Source organism: Psychrobacter sp. UBA3480 (assembly GCF_002377945.1).
Lineage (GTDB): Bacteria > Pseudomonadota > Gammaproteobacteria > Pseudomonadales > Moraxellaceae > Psychrobacter.
Genome location: NZ_DFQV01000033.1, coordinates 120,657 through 142,234 on the forward strand (window position 1 = coordinate 120,657; position 21,578 = coordinate 142,234).

18 protein-coding genes and 1 other RNA gene are annotated in these 21,578 nt (G+C 42.3%); 10 read left to right on the plus strand and 9 right to left on the minus strand.

Annotated elements, in window-relative coordinates; translation table 11 throughout:
- Positions 1-47: 47 nt before the first annotated feature.
- Both B2863_RS13430 and rsgA read right to left on the minus strand, forming a co-directional pair.
- Positions 48-503: a rhodanese-like domain-containing protein gene (locus tag B2863_RS13430; RefSeq protein ID WP_296211456.1), complete on the minus strand. Its 456-nt coding sequence runs from the start codon at positions 501-503 to the stop codon at positions 48-50.
- Positions 504-724: 221 nt separating this feature from the next.
- Positions 725-1,828: a ribosome small subunit-dependent GTPase A gene (rsgA, locus tag B2863_RS13435; RefSeq protein ID WP_201567344.1), complete on the minus strand. Its 1,104-nt coding sequence runs from the start codon at positions 1,826-1,828 to the stop codon at positions 725-727.
- 230 nt (positions 1,829-2,058) lie between these two features.
- Here rsgA and orn point away from each other — a divergent pair, with 230 nt between their 5' ends.
- Entirely contained in the window at positions 2,059-2,646 is a 588-nt protein-coding gene (orn, locus tag B2863_RS13440; RefSeq protein WP_057760984.1) for an oligoribonuclease, read from the plus strand.
- A gap of 118 nt (positions 2,647-2,764) precedes the next feature.
- On the opposite strand, the gene B2863_RS13445 is transcribed toward orn, so the two are convergent.
- The gene (locus B2863_RS13445; RefSeq protein ID WP_296211459.1) at positions 2,765-3,649 is read right to left on the minus strand and encodes a UDP-2,3-diacylglucosamine diphosphatase; all 885 of its coding nucleotides are present in this window, start codon (positions 3,647-3,649) and stop codon (positions 2,765-2,767) included.
- A gap of 123 nt (positions 3,650-3,772) precedes the next feature.
- Positions 3,773-4,279 (minus strand): peptidylprolyl isomerase, encoded by a 507-nt coding sequence (locus tag B2863_RS13450; RefSeq protein ID WP_228153198.1) that lies wholly within the window; start codon positions 4,277-4,279, stop codon positions 3,773-3,775.
- A gap of 321 nt (positions 4,280-4,600) precedes the next feature.
- Here B2863_RS13450 and B2863_RS13455 point away from each other — a divergent pair, with 321 nt between their 5' ends.
- The 5 genes from B2863_RS13455 to B2863_RS13475 all read left to right on the plus strand — a co-directional run bounded on the left by B2863_RS13455 (position 4,601) and on the right by B2863_RS13475 (position 10,257).
- Positions 4,601-6,340, plus strand: coding sequence for a glutamine--tRNA ligase/YqeY domain fusion protein (locus B2863_RS13455; RefSeq protein ID WP_296211461.1), 1,740 nt, complete (start codon positions 4,601-4,603; stop codon positions 6,338-6,340).
- Positions 6,341-6,503: 163 nt separating this feature from the next.
- On the plus strand, positions 6,504-7,247 hold the full coding sequence (locus B2863_RS13460; RefSeq protein WP_296211463.1) for a phospholipase D family protein: 744 nt from the start codon (positions 6,504-6,506) through the stop codon (positions 7,245-7,247).
- A 243-nt stretch (positions 7,248-7,490) separates the two neighbouring features.
- Positions 7,491-8,129 (plus strand): peroxiredoxin, encoded by a 639-nt coding sequence (locus B2863_RS13465; protein WP_057760978.1) that lies wholly within the window; start codon positions 7,491-7,493, stop codon positions 8,127-8,129.
- 219 nt (positions 8,130-8,348) lie between these two features.
- Positions 8,349-9,011, plus strand: coding sequence for a glutathione S-transferase family protein (locus tag B2863_RS13470; RefSeq protein WP_101206376.1), 663 nt, complete (start codon positions 8,349-8,351; stop codon positions 9,009-9,011).
- A 313-nt stretch (positions 9,012-9,324) separates the two neighbouring features.
- Positions 9,325-10,257, plus strand: a complete 933-nt coding sequence (locus tag B2863_RS13475) for an META and DUF4377 domain-containing protein (RefSeq protein WP_296211466.1) — start codon at positions 9,325-9,327, stop codon at positions 10,255-10,257.
- Positions 10,258-10,401: 144 nt separating this feature from the next.
- On the opposite strand, the gene ruvC is transcribed toward B2863_RS13475, so the two are convergent.
- Positions 10,402-10,986 carry a crossover junction endodeoxyribonuclease RuvC gene (ruvC, locus tag B2863_RS13480; RefSeq protein ID WP_057760973.1) on the minus strand — a complete coding sequence of 195 codons (585 nt, stop codon included), beginning with the start codon at positions 10,984-10,986 and terminating at the stop codon, positions 10,402-10,404.
- Between the two features lie 259 nt (positions 10,987-11,245).
- Between ruvC and B2863_RS13485 the strand changes: the two genes are divergently transcribed.
- Positions 11,246-11,854, plus strand: a complete 609-nt coding sequence (locus B2863_RS13485) for an FxsA family protein (RefSeq protein ID WP_296211468.1) — start codon at positions 11,246-11,248, stop codon at positions 11,852-11,854.
- A gap of 106 nt (positions 11,855-11,960) precedes the next feature.
- On the opposite strand, the gene ssrS is transcribed toward B2863_RS13485, so the two are convergent.
- Positions 11,961-12,156: non-coding RNA, 6S RNA (gene ssrS, locus B2863_RS13490), on the minus strand.
- A 247-nt stretch (positions 12,157-12,403) separates the two neighbouring features.
- Between ssrS and gpmI the strand changes: the two genes are divergently transcribed.
- Together gpmI and B2863_RS13500 are read left to right on the plus strand one after the other, a co-directional pair.
- Positions 12,404-14,062 carry a 2,3-bisphosphoglycerate-independent phosphoglycerate mutase gene (gpmI, locus tag B2863_RS13495; RefSeq protein WP_296211470.1) on the plus strand — a complete coding sequence of 553 codons (1,659 nt, stop codon included), beginning with the start codon at positions 12,404-12,406 and terminating at the stop codon, positions 14,060-14,062.
- A 234-nt stretch (positions 14,063-14,296) separates the two neighbouring features.
- Positions 14,297-15,766: a S41 family peptidase gene (locus B2863_RS13500; protein WP_296211472.1), complete on the plus strand. Its 1,470-nt coding sequence runs from the start codon at positions 14,297-14,299 to the stop codon at positions 15,764-15,766.
- 74 nt (positions 15,767-15,840) lie between these two features.
- On the opposite strand, the gene B2863_RS13505 is transcribed toward B2863_RS13500, so the two are convergent.
- The 3 genes from B2863_RS13505 to B2863_RS13515 all read right to left on the minus strand — a co-directional run bounded on the left by B2863_RS13505 (position 15,841) and on the right by B2863_RS13515 (position 20,058).
- Complete coding sequence (locus B2863_RS13505) at positions 15,841-17,553, minus strand: sigma-54-dependent transcriptional regulator (RefSeq protein WP_296211474.1); 1,713 nt, start codon at positions 17,551-17,553, stop codon at positions 15,841-15,843.
- Between the two features lie 78 nt (positions 17,554-17,631).
- Entirely contained in the window at positions 17,632-19,389 is a 1,758-nt protein-coding gene (locus tag B2863_RS13510) for a sensor histidine kinase (RefSeq protein ID WP_296211477.1), read from the minus strand.
- A 33-nt stretch (positions 19,390-19,422) separates the two neighbouring features.
- Positions 19,423-20,058 (minus strand): response regulator, encoded by a 636-nt coding sequence (locus tag B2863_RS13515; protein ID WP_101206382.1) that lies wholly within the window; start codon positions 20,056-20,058, stop codon positions 19,423-19,425.
- 393 nt (positions 20,059-20,451) lie between these two features.
- Between B2863_RS13515 and B2863_RS13520 the strand changes: the two genes are divergently transcribed.
- Positions 20,452-21,534, plus strand: coding sequence for a serine hydrolase (locus tag B2863_RS13520; protein ID WP_057760963.1), 1,083 nt, complete (start codon positions 20,452-20,454; stop codon positions 21,532-21,534).
- Positions 21,535-21,578 lie beyond the last annotated feature (44 nt).

Consider the following 21,578-nt stretch of genomic DNA (forward strand, 5'->3'; position numbering starts at 1 on the left):
CTAAGCGATGTGTATAAACGCTTCACTTAAGCGCCCATACAGGTCTATTACTTGCTTAGACTTGGTTTTATTTTACCTTTAGCCTTTGCTTTGGCGTCTTTTACACCAACCAATGGCATGCCAGCGCCTTGCCAGCCGCCAATACCGCCATCTAAGCGATAGACACTATCTTTACCAATCATCTGAATCGCAGCGCCTGCTTGGACGCCCATGTCGCAGATAATAATCACTGGTTGCTCAATCGCGCGAATCTCTTCTAAGCGGTCTTTGAGGTCAGTGAACGGTATGTTACGGCTGCCTTGAATATAGCCTGATTCAAACTTCTTCTTAGCGCGAATATCGATAAGTTGCGCGTTTTGAGAATTGACCATCATGCCAAGCGTGTTAGGCGATATCTTTCTACCGCTACGTTTGTTTTCAATCGTAAAAAACAGTATAGCAAGTACGGCTAATATACCAAATAAAAACGGGTGGTTGCCCACAAATTCCAGCGCACGATCCAAACCATACCTCCAAAAAAATAAGTGTTCTATTAAGCTGAGAAGACAGCCCAATGATATTGAACAAGGCGCTATTATACCGATAAGGCCATCTATAGTAAACGGGCGATGACATGGGCAATAATTAGGCGGTTATTGCACCTATCTATGGATCTTCTCAGCCTAATAAAAATATCTACTCACAAGACCGCGTTTAATTAAGGCGGTCACTAACAAGCCAAATATTAATAAGGCTTCGTATCTGCCTCTTCTCGTAGCGTAACGAGGTTTTCAACGCGGCGCTGCAATACCTCACCATCAGCTACTGCTTGCCATAGTGCGCAGCCTTTGCTGTTGTGAGTATGGCGACAGTCACGGAATTGGCAGTCACCGGCTAATGGTGCTAGCTCAACGAAGCCCGAAATAATATCATCAGGAGTAAGGTGCCAAATGCCATACTCACGAATCCCTGGTGTATCGACGATACCGCCTTGGGTAAGGTCTTCTGGGTTAAATGGCAGCAGTCGACTTGTCGTCGTGGTGTGCTGACCGAGCTTAGAGTTTTGTGAGATGATGTTGACGCTCTGTCCAGAGTCAGGCAGTAGGGCGTTGATTAAACTGCTTTTGCCGACGCCAGATTGACCCGCGAAGATAACCAGCTTTTTATCTATATAACGCTTTAGTTCATCAAGGCCTTCTTGCTCATCGCTCTCAGCGATATTTTCAGGGCAGTCGACCGAAGTTAGAACACTTTCATAACCAAGCGCGGCATACTGCGCCAATAGCTCATTGGTATCCACACCGTTTTCTGCTGCCAATAAGTCGGCTTTGTTGAGTACCAACAGTGGTTTGACCCCTGCATGATGGCATACCACAAGATAGCGATCGATCAGCGTTGGCGCAGCGGCAGGCAATGGCGCAAAAACAATCGCCAAAATATCGACATTCGCGGCAACAGGTTTGAGCTTATGATAGCGGTCAGGACGAGAAACCAGCGATGTACGCGGTTTGACCGCTTCGATACGACCAAAGCCAGTATTAGAGTCAGCATTCCAGCGTACTTGATCGCCAGCAGCTAGCATCGGTAGATTGGTACGCACATGACAGCGCCAGATATCATTTAGCTCAAGCGTTTGCCAAAACGGCTCAGGATCATCAGGGGCAATCTCTGGCTGCTCAGGTATGACAGCTGGCAGGCTAGTGACTTGTACTTCTAGTTGCTTACCGTAATGCGCCATGACCACGCCATCCATCAAACTGTCATCAATACTATCTTGATTAGACAGTTGCTGCTTGTCGATGCGACGAATCTGTTGTTTAGTCAGTTTGCGTTGCCGGATTAATGCCATGGGTTTTTGACCTATTATAAAAATATTGCTAAGTGTAGCGTGAAAATTTGCTAACATACAGCCTAAAGCGTCTGCGTCAGACAGTGGTTTTGTAATATTTTGGCTGCTTGCTAGATTTTTTGAATCAATCAGTGCATTACAATGCTGTCTGAACATGAGTATTCAACCGTAATACGTTTTGTAAATTATGTTTAAAACTGTCCCAAAATTTAATGACCATAGGATATTGTATGACTACCGGTGACCATCCCAACAAGATTAAAATCAAAAATCAAGGCAAAAAAGGGCTGGTGTGGATTGATTTAGAAATGACCGGACTTGATACCTTAAACGATGAGATTATCGAGATTGCTACTGTCGTTACTGACGAAGATTTGAATGTACTTGCTGAAGGGCCTGTGTTTGCTATCAAGGTATCAGATCAAGTCTTAAATAAGATGGATGACTGGAATACTAAGCAGCATGGTCAGTCAGGATTGGTCGATCGTGTACGTCGTAGTACGGTGACATTGGCAGAAGCCGAAGCGGAGACCATCAAGTTCCTAAACAAATGGGTTGATAGTGGCAAGTCGCCAATGTGCGGTAACTCTATCTGCCAAGATCGTCGATTTATGGCGCGCCAAATGCCAGAGCTTGAGCGATTCTTCCATTATCGCAATCTTGATGTGTCATCAATTAAAGAGCTTTGTTTCCGCTGGCGTCCTGATATCTTAAAGAATTTCGAAAAAGGTGGCAGTCATTTAGCCCTAGATGATATTCGTGACTCTATCCGTGAGCTAAAGCACTACCGTCAACATTTCTTTAAGTTAATACCTTAAATAGCTAGCAAGCGATAAGCTATTTAAAAGTGTAGTCAAAGAATTGTAGTAAAAAACAAAAGGGTCTGTTGATATTTCAACAGCCCCTTTTGTTTTCTAGATAGGTTCAACGATCAAGTCAAACAAGCATTGTAAACTCGAACAATCCAAACTCAGCAGCATTACTGCTTAAGTCGTTACTACTAAAACCGTCATTTGAATGCTCGTCGCCTGTTACTGCACCAATCACAGCACTGACTTTCGGCTGGCGTGTGTCGTTATCTATCAAGCGCCAGTCACCAAGCACGTAGCGCTTTTTATCATCAGTCGCCTGATGAATGTCTGGACGATGAGTATGTCCGTGTAATAATGCATCGCTAGTAGTGATGGCTTGACGTACGGCTTTATCATTCACATCCATGATATGGGCAGCTTTGTTCGCATTATTCTGTTGGCTTTTTTTGCGCATGTTGTCTGCGATGGCTAAGCGTTTTTCTAACGACTTATTGAGTAAATACCATTGGGTTAATCGGTTACGCATGATTTTGCGAAAGAACTGATATTTTTTATCATCGGTACAGAGTGCATCACCGTGTTCTAAGCGGTAGTTCTGCTGACCAATAGGCAAAGTATATGGCTCGCTGATAAGCTCACCGCCGAATAGATTACAAAACGGCTGACCCAATAGAAAGTCACGGTTACCGTGCATGACCAATATCTCACAGCCATTGATACGTAGCTGTTTTAGCTTTGCAATCAATGGGGTTAGCCAATGCGTTATTTGTTCATCTTCTGATCTTTTCTCTTTTAATAGGGACAAATAGGTATCATCACCTAGCCACACCTCAAACCAATCACCCAATATAAAGAGGCGTTTGAGCGCAGGTAGGGCGAGACAGTCATCTAATAGCGCCAAAAAAGCCTGCACTAAGGCAGGCTCCTGAGGCGATAAATGCAAATCGCTAATCAATACTTGCCGCACTTGATGAGGGCGGGTCGTGATTAAGTGATTAAAACTTTGCATTTATCTTGGTCCTCGTGACTTATCGTATAGCGAGCATGATTTAATAAACTCTATTAAATCATGCTCGCTCATTCACAGCTATCGCTAAGTAACTATTACTGAATAGCTGCTATTGAATGACTATTACTGAGTAATAATGGTTGCTGAGTTGATAACAACTGGCTCTTTTGGCACATCAGCATGCATGCCGAAACGACCAGTTGGTACGCTGCGCATTTTTTCGATAACGTCCATACCGCTTGTTACTTTACCAAATACGGTGTAACCCCAACCTTGCATGTTTTTGCCAGAGTGGTTTAGGAAGTCGTTGTCTTTTACGTTGATGAAGAACTGGCTAGTCGCTGAATGCGGATCTTGGGTACGCGCCATTGCGATAGTACCTTTGTCATTTTTTAGACCGTTGTCCGCTTCGTTTTCGATAGGCGCATTGGTTGGTTTTTCATTCATCTCAGCGTCCATTCCGCCGCCTTGAATCATGAAACCATCAATGATGCGATGGAAAATTGTACCGTCATACTGACCAGATTTTACGTAGTTTAAAAAGTTTTCTACAGTTTTTGGTGCTTTTTCTTCGTTGAGTTCGATAACGATCGCACCCATATTAGTTTCAAGTTCTACTACTGGTGGCATGTCTACCATGGGATATTCCTTTTTGATTGCAGCGCCTTAAATAGCACTATTGTGAGTGGTGGTTAAAAAGTTACGGGTAGTCTAACGGCTTTTTTATCCCGTGTCATGTATCAGGCTGTTAATGCGTTTGCGAAACCTGATAGAATAACGCAACTTTACCCATTTTTGACAAATTTTGATAATGCGGTCGCACTATCTAGGTTTTTATATTCTCGCTTTATTTTAATATTCTCGTTTTATTTTAACACTTTAGTTTAAACGTTTCGTGATGCGTGATGGCACGCACCATGAACTGACAATTTGCGTTAGGAGCAATGCCCGATGAGTGATCACTCAAGCAACAATGCACAAAAAGACGAACCAAAAAACGATTTTATTCGTAATATCATTCGTGACGATGTCGATGCGCAAAGATACCAGCAAATTGTAACGCGCTTTCCGCCTGAGCCAAATGGCTACTTGCATTTAGGTCACGTAAAATCTATCTGCTTAAACTTTGGTGTGGCCAAAGAGTTCGGCGGTGTGTGCAACCTGCGTTTTGATGACACCAACCCAACTGCTGAAAAGCAAGATTACATCGACAATATTAAGAACGATGTGCAGTGGTTAGGTTTTGAGTGGGCAGGCGAGGCGCATCATGCCTCAGGTTATTTCGATCAGCTACATGCATGGGCAATCCAGTTGATTGAGCAAGGCGACGCTTATGTTGATTTGCAAACCCCTGAGCAAATCAAAGAAAACCGTGGTTCATTTAATGAAGCGGGAACGCCTTCACCATATCGTGATGCCAGCGTTGAAGACAACCTAGCGCTTTTCAACGATATGAAAGACGGTAAATACGCTGAAGGAAAGGCTATCTTACGTGCCAAGATTGATATGGCCAGCCCAAATATGAACCTACGTGATCCTGTTATCTATCGCGTGATGCATCAAGCGCATCATCAGACTGGTGATAAATGGTGCATCTATCCGATGTATGACTTTGCTCATCCACTCTCGGATGCGTTGGAAGGGATTACCCATTCATTATGTACGCTTGAGTTTGAAGATCATCGTCCATTCTATGATTGGGTCATTGCAAAAATCGGCTTTGATGTACCGCCGCATCAGTACGAGTTTAGCCGCTTAAACGTTGACCATACATTGACCAGTAAGCGTAAGCTAAAGCAGCTAGTAGATGAAGGTATCGTCAGTGGTTGGAATGATCCCCGTATGCCGACTGTCGCTGGCATGCGTCGCCGTGGTTATACGCCAGAGGGCTTGCGCGATTTTTGTGAGCGTGTGGGTGTGACCAAGGCGGATAGTGTCGTTGATTTCCGTTTGCTAGAGTTTAGCGTTCGTCAATCGTTAGAGACGACAACTGGTCGCGGTATGGCGGTACTAAAGCCATTGAAAGTGACTATCACTAACTTTAGCGAAGCGGTAAGCAGTTGGGAGTCGCAAAAAGCCGATAGCGTTAATGCGCGTTTTGACGATGCGACTCAGACGCTTTGGTTGACTCAGCCAAACCATCCTAACGTCGATATGGGTGAGCGTGAGATCCCATTTACCGAAACGCTATACATTGACCAAGGTGATTATGAAATTGAGCCACCTGCAGGCTACAAGCGTCTCTCTCCAGAAAAGCCAGAGATTCGTCTGCGTAACACCTACGTACTAGCAGTCACTGAACATATCACTGATGAAAATGGCAATGTCGTTGAGCTAAAAGCGACGATTGATCCTGCTACTTTGGGCAATAACCCTGAAGGGCGTAAGGTCAAAGGCGTGATTCATTGGGTATCAGCCAGTCAAGGTGTGCCAGCGACCGTACGTATGTACGAGCAGCTATTCAGTGCTGAGGACCCAAGTGGCGTCGCTGATGTTCATCAAGCGCTAAACCCGAACTCGCTCACTGAGCTAAATGCAGTGGTTGAGCCATCTTTGGTCAATGCAGATGCTGGCACGCGTTTCCAGTTCGAGCGTGAAGGTTACTTCATCTCTGATAGCGAAGATCATAGCACTGATAAGCCAGTATTTAACCAAATCGTTAGCTTACGTGATAGTTATAAGCCAGCTTGATTTATGTTGGCTTAGTATTTAAAAGTATCCTTATCCAAATAGATATTTTGAAATAATACTGAACAATAGTAGTTTGCAAGTTAGCCCATTTCTAGTACGCTAGGAATGGGCTTTTTTGTGTGTAGTTATAAAGTTAAGCATAGTAAGATTTGAGGAAATAAGAATGGCAAAGTTTCTAAACAGCAGTGGTACAACGTATCATTTAGAAGAGTTGATTAAAAACGCTTCTGACAGGTTGATTATTATTAGCCCATACTTGAAGCTTAATGAACGTATCAAAGAATTATTGGAAGACCGCAACCGCCTCAAGATCGACATTCGCATTGTTTATGGTAAGAATGACTTACATCCTGAAGAAATAAACTGGCTCAAAAACCTGACCTTTATTCGTACTAGCTTTTGCAAAAATTTACATGCGAAATGCTACCTGAATGAAAATGAATGCATTATTACCAGTTTAAATCTTTATGAATTTAGCCAAGTTAATAACAATGAGATGGGTGTACTGATTTATCGTAATGATGATGCCAAACTTTATGCCGATACTTATGAGGAAGCGCAGCGCATCATTCGTATCAGTGATGAAGTGAGAATGTCCCTTGAAAAAGTGACCGAAACTGAAAGTAAGTCTGAGCCTAGTACCAAAACAACAAACTCTACTACCAACGTAAATGGTAACTCTACGACAGAAGCCACACCCAATTATTCTAAACTGACCACCGCAAAGCTTGCTAAAGAATTGGGCTTTAAAACTCAAGAGTTGAATGAAAAGCTACTTGCAGCGGGTTACCTACAATCGCAAGATGGTGAGCTAGTATTGACTGATGCTGGACGTGCAGCTGGTGGTACCAGTAAAAAGGGTAAGTTTGGCGAGTTTTGCTTATGGGATGCAGGTATGGTGGTTTGATTATTTATCAAAGATGCTTGTCAATAAAATTTATTAAAAGATTTGTCCATCAGCTTAGAGTTAAACGGAATAACCGCATTACAATCCGTCACAAGACATTCATAACCAGTTTGTTAAGATAAAGTCAGTTTTTACGGATGTGCTTTATGTTATATTTGATAACTGAGCACGTCGATGATAATAATAGAACGCGAGGCCGACGTGTCGATATAAGCGTTCATTCACATAGCTAAGGAATCAAGCATGGCACATTTACGTTTAGGTGATACCGCACCAAATTTTGACGCTACAACCACAGAAGGTGACATCAATTTTCACGAGTGGGCAGGTGATCATTGGGTCGTTTTCTTCTCGCATCCAGCAGATTTTACGCCAGTATGTACCACTGAGCTTGGTCGCGCCGCTGCACTGAATGGCGAGTTCCAAAAGCGCAATGTAAAGCCGATTTGTATTTCTGTTGATAGCTTAGAAGATCACAAAGCGTGGGCGAGCGATATCGGTGAGACTCAAGGCACAGATATGAACTTCCCAATCATCGCTGATCCTAATAAAGAAGTCGCTGAGCTATATGACATGATGCATCCTAATGCCGACAGCACTCATACAGTACGTAGCGTCTTTATCATTGATCCAAGCAAAAAAGTTCGTCTAACGCTGACATATCCTGCCAGCTGTGGCCGTAACTTTGATGAAATTATCCGCGTAATTGACGCACTACAGTTGTCGGATGAGTACAACATTGCAACACCTGTAGACTGGAAAGATGGCGACGATGTGATCATTCCACCAAGTGTGAAAAATGAAGATATCGCTGCAAAATATCCAAAAGGTCACAAAGAGATTAAGCCGTATCTACGCACCACACCTGCACCAAACAAATAATTAGACTGATGTATAAATGTGATTAAATAAAGCCCCATGACTCAAGGTTATGGGGCTTTTATTATTTCTACTTTATGATTAATAACACTTTGCCATGATGGCCAGATTAGGCTATAACTGTGGTATAGCGTATCAATATTTGTGCTTATCAGTACAACAACCATAATAAAGCGTATCAGCGTCAAATCGCTGTCTAATCATTCTTACAAGGAGTTTGCTATGAAAAAACTATATATTACCCGTACAGCGCCCAATCCACGTAAAGCGCTTATCTTATTGGCTTCAAAAGGTATCGATGTCGACGATATGGATGATGTCGATGTGATAGACATTGATTTTGCGGCAAATGAGCAAATGTCAGAAGCTTTTACACAAATGAATCCAATGCAGACCGTACCTGTTTTAACCTTAGATGATGGTACCGTATTAAATGATTCTCAGGCAGTTTGTGAATATCTGGATCGCGTTTACGGTGAGCGTTCAGTCATGGGTAATGATGTGGTACAGCGTGCGCAAGTTTGCTCTATGCGCCGTGTTGCAGAGTTTGAGGTGATGTATAACTTGATGCTCGCATTTCAGCACAGTCATCCATCTAAAGCACAACGTGTTGAGCAAGTGCCAGAGTTCGTCGCACCATCAATTGCTCGTGCTGTTAAAGCCATGGCATATTTTGAGACGATACTAGAAGGTCGCGAATACCTAGTAGGTGAACAATTAAGTTTTGCGGATATCGTGCTATATCTAAGCTTGGATTTTGGCAAAGTATTGAAGATTAATCCCAATGAGCAAGGCGAAAACCTAGCTCGTTTTTATCAAAAGATGAATGAACGCTTCAGTATTAAAAATATGGCTAAAGCCAAACCTGCCAGTGTGAATGACTAAAAGGTTCTAGAAAAATAGTTTAAATCATAAAATTTATCTATTAACCTATCCGATAAATTGATCGCTATAAAGCAAAACAGCTAACCTCAATCGTTAGCTGTTTTTTTATGAAATATAATAAAAATCAACATTTCGTTACATAGGTTAATAGTGCCAAGGTTATAGTGGTTAATCTAGCTTAGTTATATCAATTATGTTTTTAAATTATTCATTAAAGAGGAACGCTTTTAAATTATGACTCCTTTTGAATAGGTTTTTGAAACATAGATGGTACGCGAGATAAGTTGTACAAGCTTACTAAGAGGTATGGAATATGGTAGGTAGCCGAAATAAGCCAACGTTAAAATTACTACTATTACCCAGTATGATGGCAGTTAATCTGATGCTAAGTGCGTGTCAAAAAGAAGCGGCGTCTAGCGAGAATGATACATCTCAGGGTGCTGAAGCTGGCGAGATGACAGACTTAGCCGTAAGTGAAGATCTGGTATCTAGTATGAACCCTACATCAGATGAATCTGTGCCTGTTGAATTAACCGCTCAAGAAAAGCTGACGACCACCTTATCTCATCATCGTTGGACGTTAGTAAGTGCAGTCGACGCCAATGAACAACCTGTGGCTGAATTTGCGAATATTAATAGTCAGGTAACGCTTGCGTTTAACCAATATCAAGGGCAAGACACGCTAAGCTATAGCGTAGGCTGTAATACGATTAGTGCTGGCTATCAGTTAAAAGGGCATACCTTAACTACTGAAGAGGGTATGAGTACAAAGATGTCTTGTGGCGAGCTAGATTTGGCAGAGAACACCTTGAATACGTTGATGCAGGGCAGTAGTGAGTTCAAAATTGATCAAGGCGATAATCTAGTATTGACCCAGTTTACTGACGATGATGTGACTTTAGTATGGAATGGTAGGCTTACTGCACAAGCGAAATATAACAGTAAGGGTGAAACAGTATTTTGGGCAGTAAACTCCGAAACAGTACCTTGCGAAGCAGGTAACTCTGAGCAGTGTCTACAAGTTAAGCCTATTACCTACAATGATCAGGGCATTAAAACTCACGAAGGACAGTGGCGAGTATTCGTTGGTGAGATCGATGGCTATCAGCATGACAGCAAACACGAAGAAGTATTACGCTTACAACGCTATCAGATAAATATCAATGAATTGCCAGAAGATGATACCGCGGATGAACAGTATGCTTATATATTAGATGCAGTCATTGAAAGTTCAGTGGTGGAGTAGCCTATTATAGTTTGAGCTTTGAAATGCTCATAGTCATAAAAAACACGCGCCTAATAGTGCGTGTTTTTTATGGGATGTCTACTTTGCTGTTTATTTGTTTTGACGACTGTCTGCTCTAACGCTCAGCTACTTTAACACTGATCTCTAACGCAAGTTACCCAAATCTTCTTCCGTCAAACGCCAACGGCCTTTCTTCTTGGAAGCACCTCGACCACGCATGGCGCTATTCAATATCAGTTTGTTCATTGAATGGCTTGAGTGAGCATGACAGATGGCGCAGGCAAGTCCATCGGCAGCATCTTGTTGCGGCACGACTTCTAACGCTAATATCCGGCAGACCATCTCTTGTACTTGTTCTTTGGCCGCCGCTCCATAGCCACAGACGGCTTGTTTGATCTGCCGAGCCGTATATTCTGACACTTCTAAATCTAGTGCAACCATTGCTGCAATCGCTGCACCTCGTGCTTGCCCAAGCTTAAGTGCAGAATCAGGGTTTTCCGCCATAAATACTTGCTCAATCGCTGTATAGATAGGCTCGTCTGCATATTTTAAATGATGCTGTGTGATACGCGTTAATCCATTAAAGATACGCTTAAGGCGTTCAGGCATCTCTTTGGTATCTGTACGAATCGTCCCTGCATCGATATAGGTCAGCTTGTCACCTGTCTGCTGTACTATCCCATAACCGGTCATGCGTGACCCTGGATCAATTCCTATAATAATTGCCATAATATTCCGTCTTGCTTACCTGTCATTTTATATTCAGTCCTATATAAATTGGATACGGAGTCAGACTCGCTTAGCCTACTGCTAGTAGCACTGACGTTTGTCTTCCTTGTAGCCAAATTATATTGTACCGACTATATGGCTTAAAAATTAGCCTTAAGTTTGATAGTATAGCAACCAATCCCCATATACATCATATGTTAGCCATTTTAATTTTCATGGCGCTCAATTTATTGGTTTTTATTTTATAGGACGACACTTTATGGGTCAGATAGTTGGTATAGCCATCGTTTGGTTTATTATCGAGATGCTACTGTGGTATTTGCTTGCTCAGTTTATGAGCGGCTGGTGGGTGTTTATGTGGTTTATTATCGCCGCGGTTATCGGTATCTCCTTGATGCGCAAAGGTATGGCTGCTCTTAATCCAATGGCGCAGCAAATGAAAGCTGGTGGTATGATGAACCCTGCGATGCGTCCGCCAGAGACCACGATGATTAAGAGTATCGCGATGGCAGCTGCAGGTATTTTACTGCTTATTCCTGGGGTGCTTAGTGATTTGATGGCGCTGTTGGTCGTATTGCCACCTGTGCAGAAAAAGCTAAAAGACTTGGCCAATAATTACGTCATGAATAACCAGCAAAAAATGATGGAAATGATGGCGAAGCAGATGGGTGGTCAAATGGGCGGCGGTCAAAATCCATTTGGCGGTGTTGGTGGTATGGGCGGTCAAAATCCGTTCGGTGGTGCAGGTGGCATGAATGGCCAGAATCCATTTGGTGATGTGTTTAAACAGCATACTACGGTTGATGGTACTGCCAAAAACATCCCTAAAGATGTCAAGAAAATTACCAAGTCTGCTAATGACGAATAACCATTAAGTTAAATCGTAAACATAAAAAAAGCCCCTCTCATCAATGACGAAAGGGGCTTTTTAGTGGTAGTAAATAAATTATAAGGAATATACTTACTAACCGAATGAAACAACCGAAGTGCCGCTGTAAGATGGTGACCCATGAACCGTGAAGTTCAGGGCGGATGCGTCATCATCTCTGCAGGTTTCCTGATACACCGCAAGCGGTGCAGGCATACACAATGAGACAATAGGTACCACATCCTGGTAAAGCATTATCGGCTCAGGGAATAAACATCTACTAGCCAACACTTCAGAATAGTTTTATCTTAACCAATGAAAAGAGTGATTGCAAGTCTGAATTACAGATTGATACGTAGCTTGGTTAATTGGCCGCATTTATATTATCTTGTCTAGAAAAACCATCACAAGCTAACCCTATAAAATCATTCATAAACTCACGAAAAATGCTCAGTTTTTCAGCTATTTCAAGATGTGTGTTAATATAGAGGGCTTTATATTCCCTTACACAGCATTATAGGCGTTCATTCACTCGAGGAGCGGTAATATATGACCAGTACCCAACAAGCATCAGACTCTATTGATAATAATAAAAAACAGCTTAGCAATAACCAAGACGGTGCACAGAATAAAAAAATACCGCATGTCTTGATGATATTGGACGGCTTTGGTCATCGTGAAGAAGATAAAGATAACGCCATCGCTGCAGCCAATATGCCAAATTTAGGCAAGATTTATCAGCAATATCCTCATGGGCTGATTTCAGCTTCAGGGGAAGATGTTGGTTTGCCTGATGGTCAGTTTGGTAATTCAGAAGTTGGTCACATGAACTTAGGGGCGGGTCGTGTTCTGTATCAGGACTCAACACGTATCTCAAGTGAGCTTGCCAATCGTGAATTTTATAAGAACGAAGCATTGGTCAATGCGGTAAAAGCGGCTAATGAGCGTGGCGGTAACGTCCATATTATGGGCTTGCTTTCTGATGGCGGCGTCCACTCACATCAAGACCATATCGAAGGTATGTGTCATTCAGCATTGGTCCATGGTGCCAAGAATGTCTTTATTCATTGTTTCTTAGATGGCCGTGATACTCCGCCTAAATCTGCTGATAAGTACATCAATCGTCTGCGTGATTATATCAATAAGTTGAATGCTCATTACGAAGGTGGCCGCGTACAGATTGCAAGTATCATCGGTCGCTACTATGCAATGGATCGCGACAATCGTTGGGATAGAGTGCAAAAAGCTTATGAGCTGATTACTGAAGGCAAAGCTGATCGTCTATCGACACGGGCAGATGGCGCTGTTCAAGCTGCTTATAAAGCGCGTGAGACCGATGAGTTTGTCAGTCCAACGACCGTAATTGGACGTGATGAAGTGCCATATACTGTTAATGATAACGACGCACTTATTTTTATGAATTTCCGTGCTGACCGTGCTCGTGAGCTTGCCCAAGCGTTTGTATTGCCAGATCATGAGTTTTCTGGATTTGCGCGTCAAAAACAACCAAAACTGGCGGCATTTGTGATGCTAACTAAGTATTCAGATGTCCTAGCTGACAATCCAAAAACTAGCATTGCTTATTACCCAACGTCTTTGGCCAATACATTGGGAGAGTACTTGCAGGATCAAGGAAAAACTCAACTACGTATCGCTGAAACTGAAAAATATGCGCATGTGACATTTTTCTTTAGTGGTGGCCGCGAAGAAGAATATCAGGGTGAGACCCGTATATTAGTGCCATCTCCAGACGTTGCGACTTATGATCTACAGCCTGAGATGAGCGCGCCTGAAGTCACTGATAAACTAGTAGAAGCGATTGAGTCTGGTAAGTATGATGTATTGGTGGTTAATTATGCCAATGGTGATATGGTTGGGCACACGGGTATCTTTGATGCAGCGGTAAAAGCGGTAGAGGCTTTGGATGTATGTGTTGGCCGTATCGAGTCAGCGGTGCGTGCTGCTGGTGGTGACATGCTTATCACAGCCGATCATGGTAACTGCGAGCAGATGCAAGACTATGAAAGTGGTCAAGTACATACACAGCATACGACAGAGCATGTACCATTAATTTACGTAGGTGAGCAAAAGCTGCAAGTACGCCGTGGCGGCAAACTTAGTGATGTGGCGCCGACTATTTTATCACTAATGAATGTCGACGCCCCTGCTGAGATGACAGGTGAGAGCTTATTGGTTCCAGCAGTCTAAGCCAGTCGAGTTAAACCACAGTACTTGAATGACTGTGGTTTATACTGACTTGACAGCTGTACCAGAAGATATCAAAAAGGAAAGGATAACCTATTATCCTTTCCTTTTTTTGTGATACATTTTACTTAATTTACTTGCAATACTATGCTAGTTCGAAATATGCGTTTGGTGCTATCTTATAAATCGCTATATAACGATAAATTCGTATTCTCTATTATTCAAATGAGTTCTTTTATGCAGCCTATTTCTTTTGCACGTTCTTTTTTATCCAAAGAGTTAAGTAAATCAGTAGGGAGGGCATCAGTCGTGTCCAAGGTTTTGCAGCCTGCAATTTTAATAGGTGTGCTTGGTTGTGCGATTAGCGTAAATGTACAAGCAGCAGTGGGAGCTTCTACAAACAATGATAATCCTACGAATGGTCTACAGCTCATCAGTTTGAATGCAGATGAGATAGCGGATGAAAACGACGCTGATAACTTATCGAATATTGCTGATATGTTAGATGTCGCCGATGAGCCAGATGACTCGATAGATAGTGTGCCAGATGAAAGCGCGCTAACGGATGATGCCGATGATATTGATACGGAGATTCCAGCAGAAGTTGCACAAGTATCGTTAAATGCTATCTCTCCTGAGACGCTAAAGACATTTGTGGCTGTGGTGGATTTAGTACGTCGTCAATACGTCGATGCGGTCAATGACGAAGAGTTATTTAGCAATGCGATGAGCGGTATGCTGACCAAACTTGATAGCCATGCTGAGTTTTTGGACGCAGAAGCTTATGAGAACCTGCGTGCTTTTACTGAGGGCGACGTTGGTGATATTGGTATTAAAGTTAATTACCAGCCAGATGCAGGTTATTGGGTTGTGACAGAGGTTATCGATGATTCACCCGCAGACAAAAAAGGCATCGCAGTTGGTGATTATTTGCATCAAGTTGATGAGTTTAAGCTAGACGAAGGGCGACAGGTCAATGACGTTGAGCAGCTTTTGACGGGTATTGCTGGTACGCAGGTAGATATTATCACTTCCAAAGCTGGTCGCCGTAAACACACAACGACGCTACAGCGTAATAATAGTCATCCGCAGATTATCGAGACCAAACTGGTTGATGGTATTGCTATTGTTAAATTACCGGCTTTTCAAAATAATAGCCGTGAGAAGTTACTAGAAGGTTTAATTAACCTAAACGCTCCGATATCAGGCATTTTGCTAGATATGCGTGATAATCCAGGTGGCGTACTGACATCAGCAGTGAGCGTGGCCAGTTTATTCATGGATGATACTGATGTGGTGCAGGTGCAAGCACGTCAAAATAAATCACGGGTACTATCGACTCAAGGTGATGCGATACTTAAACCTTTGCCATTAGTGGTATTACAAAATCGCTATTCAGCATCAGCGGCAGAGGTGCTTGCCAGTAGTTTACAAGCACGAAAACGCGCTACTATTATCGGTGAAGTCAGCTATGGTAAGGGCTCAGTACAATCGGTCATACCGCTAAACGATGAGCAAGCCGTCAAATTGACTGTGGCCAATTATATGACGGCAGCAGGCAAACAAATAGATGAGATCGGCGTAGAACCTGATGTGACTTTATCAGGCAGCGAGAACACGTGGGAACAGCAAGCATTAGAATTAGTAAAAGCGCGCGCGCTTGATTCGGGTATTCGTTTTGTTAGAAAAAATGCTACTAAAGAATAGATTTTCGTAGCAGTCAATTAACCGCGCATACCATCCAACGTTTAAAAATATTTGAAGATGACGTTCAAAAGAAGCTAATCAGACGCATCTTCAGAAATTTCGAGCTTTTTCATACGGTAGCGTAAAGAGCGAAAAGTAGTTCCTAATAACTCAGCTGCTTGGGTTTTGTTCCAGCCAGTTTGTCTGAGTGCCGTGATAATTAGCTGCTTTTCTTGTTCCTGTAAATAATGCTCTAACCCTTGAGGCGGTAGTTGACCGTCGAACAATTCTTGTAAATCTGATATATCTTTAGATGTTTCTTGTTGGGCGGTGGAAGCAAGGAGCGATTCTTCGTCATAAGTATTTGCTACGTTGGTTGACGAACTGTTATTACTAGCTGACGAATGCTGCACCATTGAAGGGTAGTGGTTGGTGTTAGTACGATAGGGATGTAAATTGGTCGCTCTTTGCTCAACCTGCGTCGCCATATTGCTAGATTGAATGACTTGCTCACCGTCCTTTGTAGATTGGGCTGTAGATTGAACGTCTATTTGATTTTCTACGTTGCGAGCAGGTGGCTCAGAGCTATCGATAGCTGAGCTATGATTTTGCTCTTGTGTATTTACAAGCTCAGGTTCAATGTCAGGGAGACCTAAATGACTAACGTCTATATATGAGGTATCAGCTAACGTAACTGCACGCTCCAGTAAGTTACGTAGTTCACGGACATTACCTGCAAAATCGTGGCGCTGTAAGCGTTCGCAGGCTTCCGGCGTCAATGAGGGCGGTGACTCTAATTGCCAGTCATCAGCAATCATCGCCAAAAAGTGGTCTGCTAACACAGGAATATCATCACGTCGTGTATTAAGCGTTGGAAGCTTTAGCTCAATGACATTGATGCGATAATATAAGTCTTGTCGAAATGCACCATCTTGTACCAATTGGCTCAGGTCTTTGTGAGTGGCAGACAAAATGCGGATGTCTACTGGCACTTCTTTTGTATCACCAATTGCTCTTACTGTTTTTTCTTGAATGGCACGTAACAATTTAACCTGCATGGCTAAAGGTAAATCTGCTACTTCATCTAAAAATAACGTGCCGCCATTGGCTTGCTGGAATAACCCTTGTTTATCAGCGACAGCCCCTGTAAAGCTGCCTTTTTTATGACCAAAAAACTCCGACTCCATTAACTCCGATGGTATCGCACCGCAGTTCACTGGTACAAAGCTGCCATCACGCCGTGGACTTAAATCATGGATCAATCTGGCGACCACTTCTTTACCTGTGCCAGAAGCGCCCGATAAAAACACAGGTGCCTGTGAGCGTGCTAGCTTTAAAATAGTATTTTTAAGGGGATGCATGACAGCAGAATTACCAATCAATCTACTATCTAGCATTTTTTGTTCAGGAGAGCATTCTGGTGTGGCCTGTACTTCGTTGTCTTGATGAATAACTTTTAGGGCATTCTCTACCAGTTGGCGCAAACGTGGTAGTTCTAGCGGTTTATTGACAAAATCAAAGGCACCAAGCTTTAATGCCTCAATAGCTAAATCCATGCTGCCATGAGCCGTGATCACCGCTATTGGAATATTAGAGCTATTGCTAATTTCTTTTACCAGCTCAAGTCCCGAGCCATCTGGCAGTTTTAAATCCGTCAGACAGAAATCGTAGTCATTGTCTTGCCAAAATGTTCTTGCTTGCGACAATGTATAAGCCACATCACTTTTGATACCCATTTTAGTTAGGGTAATTTGCATCAATCGACATAAATCTACTTCATCATCGACGACTAGCGCGGTTGTTGTCATACATCATCTCATCGTATTTTATGGCTATAAAATCAATAGCTGGGTCTAAATAGGTGTAATAGCTTTCAAAAGATAAATTTAGGTAAGATTTTCTTCGATAGTTTGAAATTTATTATCAGATTTAATAGAAGGTACAATTAATCGAAAACATGTTTTCTCATGTTCAGGAATGTAGAGTAAACGCGCTTGATTGGCTTCACAAAATGCTTGTGATAAATAGAGCCCCAGTCCTGTACCAGCTTTATCTGTTGTAAAAAACGGATCGAACAAAAGTTCTAAATTTCCAGCACTAACACCATTACCATTATCTAATATATCGATTATAACATCGTTGTCTGCGCAGTAAATGTCGATTTCCACATAAGCGTGGGGATGAGCATAGCTGCTATAACGCAGGCCATTGTTGATTAGGTTGATTAATATCTGCTCTAACTGATGAGTATCAAATGATATGATGGGTTTGGTTTTTATTCGTAGAAAAATGTCGTGTCCTTGAAAGTAATTCTTCAAAAACGATGGCATCCATTCAGCCAATTCGAGCACCTGCTGAGTAGCCGTCTGCTGACGAGACAGCTTTAAAATATCCTCAATGATACGGTTTACACGCTTTGTCTGTGAAAATATCATCTCATAAAGCTCATGGTTGCCGGTTATGGCAGCATTCGATTCACTTTTTAATGCACTGTCATCTTCCATTTGTTCTGCAACATCTTCCATTAATAGCTGACTGGCTTGCGATATCGCTGCTAATGGGTTTCTGATTTCATGGGCAATACTGGCAGTTAATTGCCCTAAAGAAGCCAGTTTCAACTGTTGAGCACTGGCTTGCTCACGGCGTAAATCTTCTAATATGACAAGCTTACTATCGTCTTTTAGTGGAATAATTTGTACACGTAATTTGCCAAATATTGAAGCGTTTGCGACAGCTGGCACGTCGTAGGTAAAAGCGCGTGACTGCCCAGATGCTACCGACAAGCAGGCATTAAACAACTGTGAATGCTGCTTATTAAGTTGCTGCTCGAAATTAGAGAGAAGCGCTTTGTTATGAGTTTCTTTTGTATCGTCAAAGGTATTCTGCGCTGTGGTAGGTGTGACAAGAGAAAGGCTCAGCAACTGATGTGCGGCAAGATTTGCTAAGACAATATGTTGCTTATCGATAACGATAACACCATTCACCATCTGCGTGATAACCTCTTGATTAATCACATTTAGTCGCTCGACTTCCTTAGCATGGTTTGCCGCGACCTTTTCAAGCTGTACCAATCGTTGAGAGATAGACCAACTCAAACCGCCTACTGCTAAAAAGCTCGCTGACATCAGTAGCGCATCACCTAGATTAGCTAGACTCATGCTATTAGCAATAGCGTAAAAAAATTGTTGATAAATAACGAGAATGATGGCAAGTAAAGTAATAACCAATGCTTGTGAGCCATGTAGTAGCATAAAGCTAGCTGCGACGACCACCATGTATAGCATGGTTAACTGCAAATCAGGGTTACCTGTCGTGTAGAGCAGCAGACTTAATATAATAACGTCTAAGGCCAGTCCGAATGCCAGTTGGCGGCGCATATGTTTTCTAACGACATAAAACAATCCAAGCAGTATCAAGCTTAACAGTACATAGAAGCTTAGAGTCGTTTGTTGTAAAAAACTCGGTAAAGAAGCGCCATCACCAGTACGAGCAGAGATGTATAGCATGAGCATAGAGAACAGGCTAACGACGAAGCGATAGCTGCTATAGATCAGCCCCAACTTACGCAACATCGACAGAGGAAGCGTATCATCATGATGTACATAATGAGTAATGACAGAGCTAGAATTGGTAGCAGAGTTCATAAACTGGCCGTAATAAAATAAACGCTAAATGGTTTATGGTTGAATCAGACCATGACGAATGGCCAAGTGAGTCAATTTAACATCACTATCAACCCCAACTTTTTCATATATACGGTAGCGATACGTATTAATGGTCTTGACACTAACAAACAGTTGATCGGCTATTTGCTGAGGGCTTTGACAATTAACAACCATCATGGCTACTTGTTTTTCTCTGTCACTCAATAAGTCAAAAGGTGAGTTTGCGTTATCAGATAACAAAACGTCTGCTAACTGTTCAGCAACATCCTGACTGAAGTAACGACCTCCCTGATAAATCTTTTTGACCGCACGTATCATTTCATCAAGTGGCGTGCCTTTGGTAATGTAACCATTAACACCTGCTTTGATCAGCATTGAGGGATAGGGCTGTGCAGACATACTACTGACCGCCAAAATCTTGATACCCATATCAAGTTGTATCAGACGTTTGGTTGCTTCAAGCCCGCCAATATTCGGCATGTTGACGTCTAGTAAAATCACATCAGGATGTAATTGTTTGGCTTGTTTGATAGCCATATCACCGCTGTCTGCTTCACCTACCACTTCAATATCGGGGCTGTCTGACAACATACGGCTAATACCCATCCGTACCAAATCATGATCATCTACTACTAATACTTTAATCATAACCATACTCTTTATTGATTGTCAGAATGAACGCTTTATTAGGTTCAAATAGTATAAAAAACGAATATATTCCAACTATTATTCTTATTTTTATATATTCAAAATACTGCTGGTTAATATAACAAAATACGAGTAATCATAACATTCGAAGTTAAATTATATTGCTGCAGTGTGAATTGATGTTTCTATAATATAAATTGGTTGTAGCAAAGTTTGAACGAAGCCAAAAAAAACTACTAAATCAGTTTGATAGATTAAACTTAAATGTAAACCATGATACACTAAAAATACAAAAGCTCTATGTGAGTACTTACAAACACATCTATAAACGCTACGTACGTTTTTGGCGTCAGACAATATGTAACTGGCGTAATAGCGACAGCAGGAGGCATAATGAAGCAACTACCATTAACCAAACAGCAATTGATCGCTGCTATGATTTCATTGAGTTTGGGCAGTGTTGCACAAGCCGCACTTACAATTAATGGTAGCACTGACACTGCCTCTAGTGCACGCCTGAGTTGGGGCGGCGCTGATAGTTTGTCTGAAGCCCGCAACATTATGTACAAGTCTAATGGCTCTGCTATTAAGAAAGTCGATAATGGCTATGGTACTACCAACATCACGAATACCAATAGTTTTGCTAGTAGTAATAACACCAATAGTGCTCGCTATAACACAACCTATCGCGGGGCATTTGGTAGCAGCGATATGATTCCGATTAGTACTGATTCACGTAGTGTTGCGGTGATCGATGCTGAAACTGGCGAATCTATCTACGAAAAAGATGCTGATATCGCACGCCCGATGGCCAGTATCACTAAAGTCATGACGGCGATGGTCGTGTTGGATGCCGGTCTTGATATGCGTGAAGAAATCACGCTTGATCCAGAAGATTTCGTTGGTCCAAAGCGTGCAAGCTCGCGTTTGAAATCAGGTGATCGTTTAAACCGCGCTGAGATGCTATTGATGGCGTTGATGAAGTCTGAAAATCCAGCGGCGAAGAGTCTGGCACGTAACTACCCAGGTGGCTATGATGCCTTTATGCGTGCGATGAATCGTAAAGCGCAAGATTTGGGCATGAATACGGCATTTTTTGGTGATCCAACTGGACTTGATAAGCGCAACGTAGCTTCTTCAAAAGATTTGGTCAAAATGGTACGTGCTGCTGGCAACTATGATGTTATTCGTCGTTTCTCTACCACTAAGAGCTATGACTTTTTTGTCTCAAACTACTCAAGTGGTAACCGTACCTATAAAGCCAGTAATACCAGTACATTGGTCCGTGACGGCAGCTATCCAATCGGTATCTCTAAGACAGGCTTTATCAATGAAGCTGGACGTTGTGTGGTAATGGAAACTCGTGTCAATAATCGTCCTGCAATTATTGTTATCTTAGGAGCAAACAGCTCAGCAACACGTTGGGGCGATGCTAAAAATATCTTAAATAGTTTGGCTACACGTCGCACAGTGTAAGTTTGCTGTTCTAAATGTATAAAAAAGCTGTTATATCATATAAC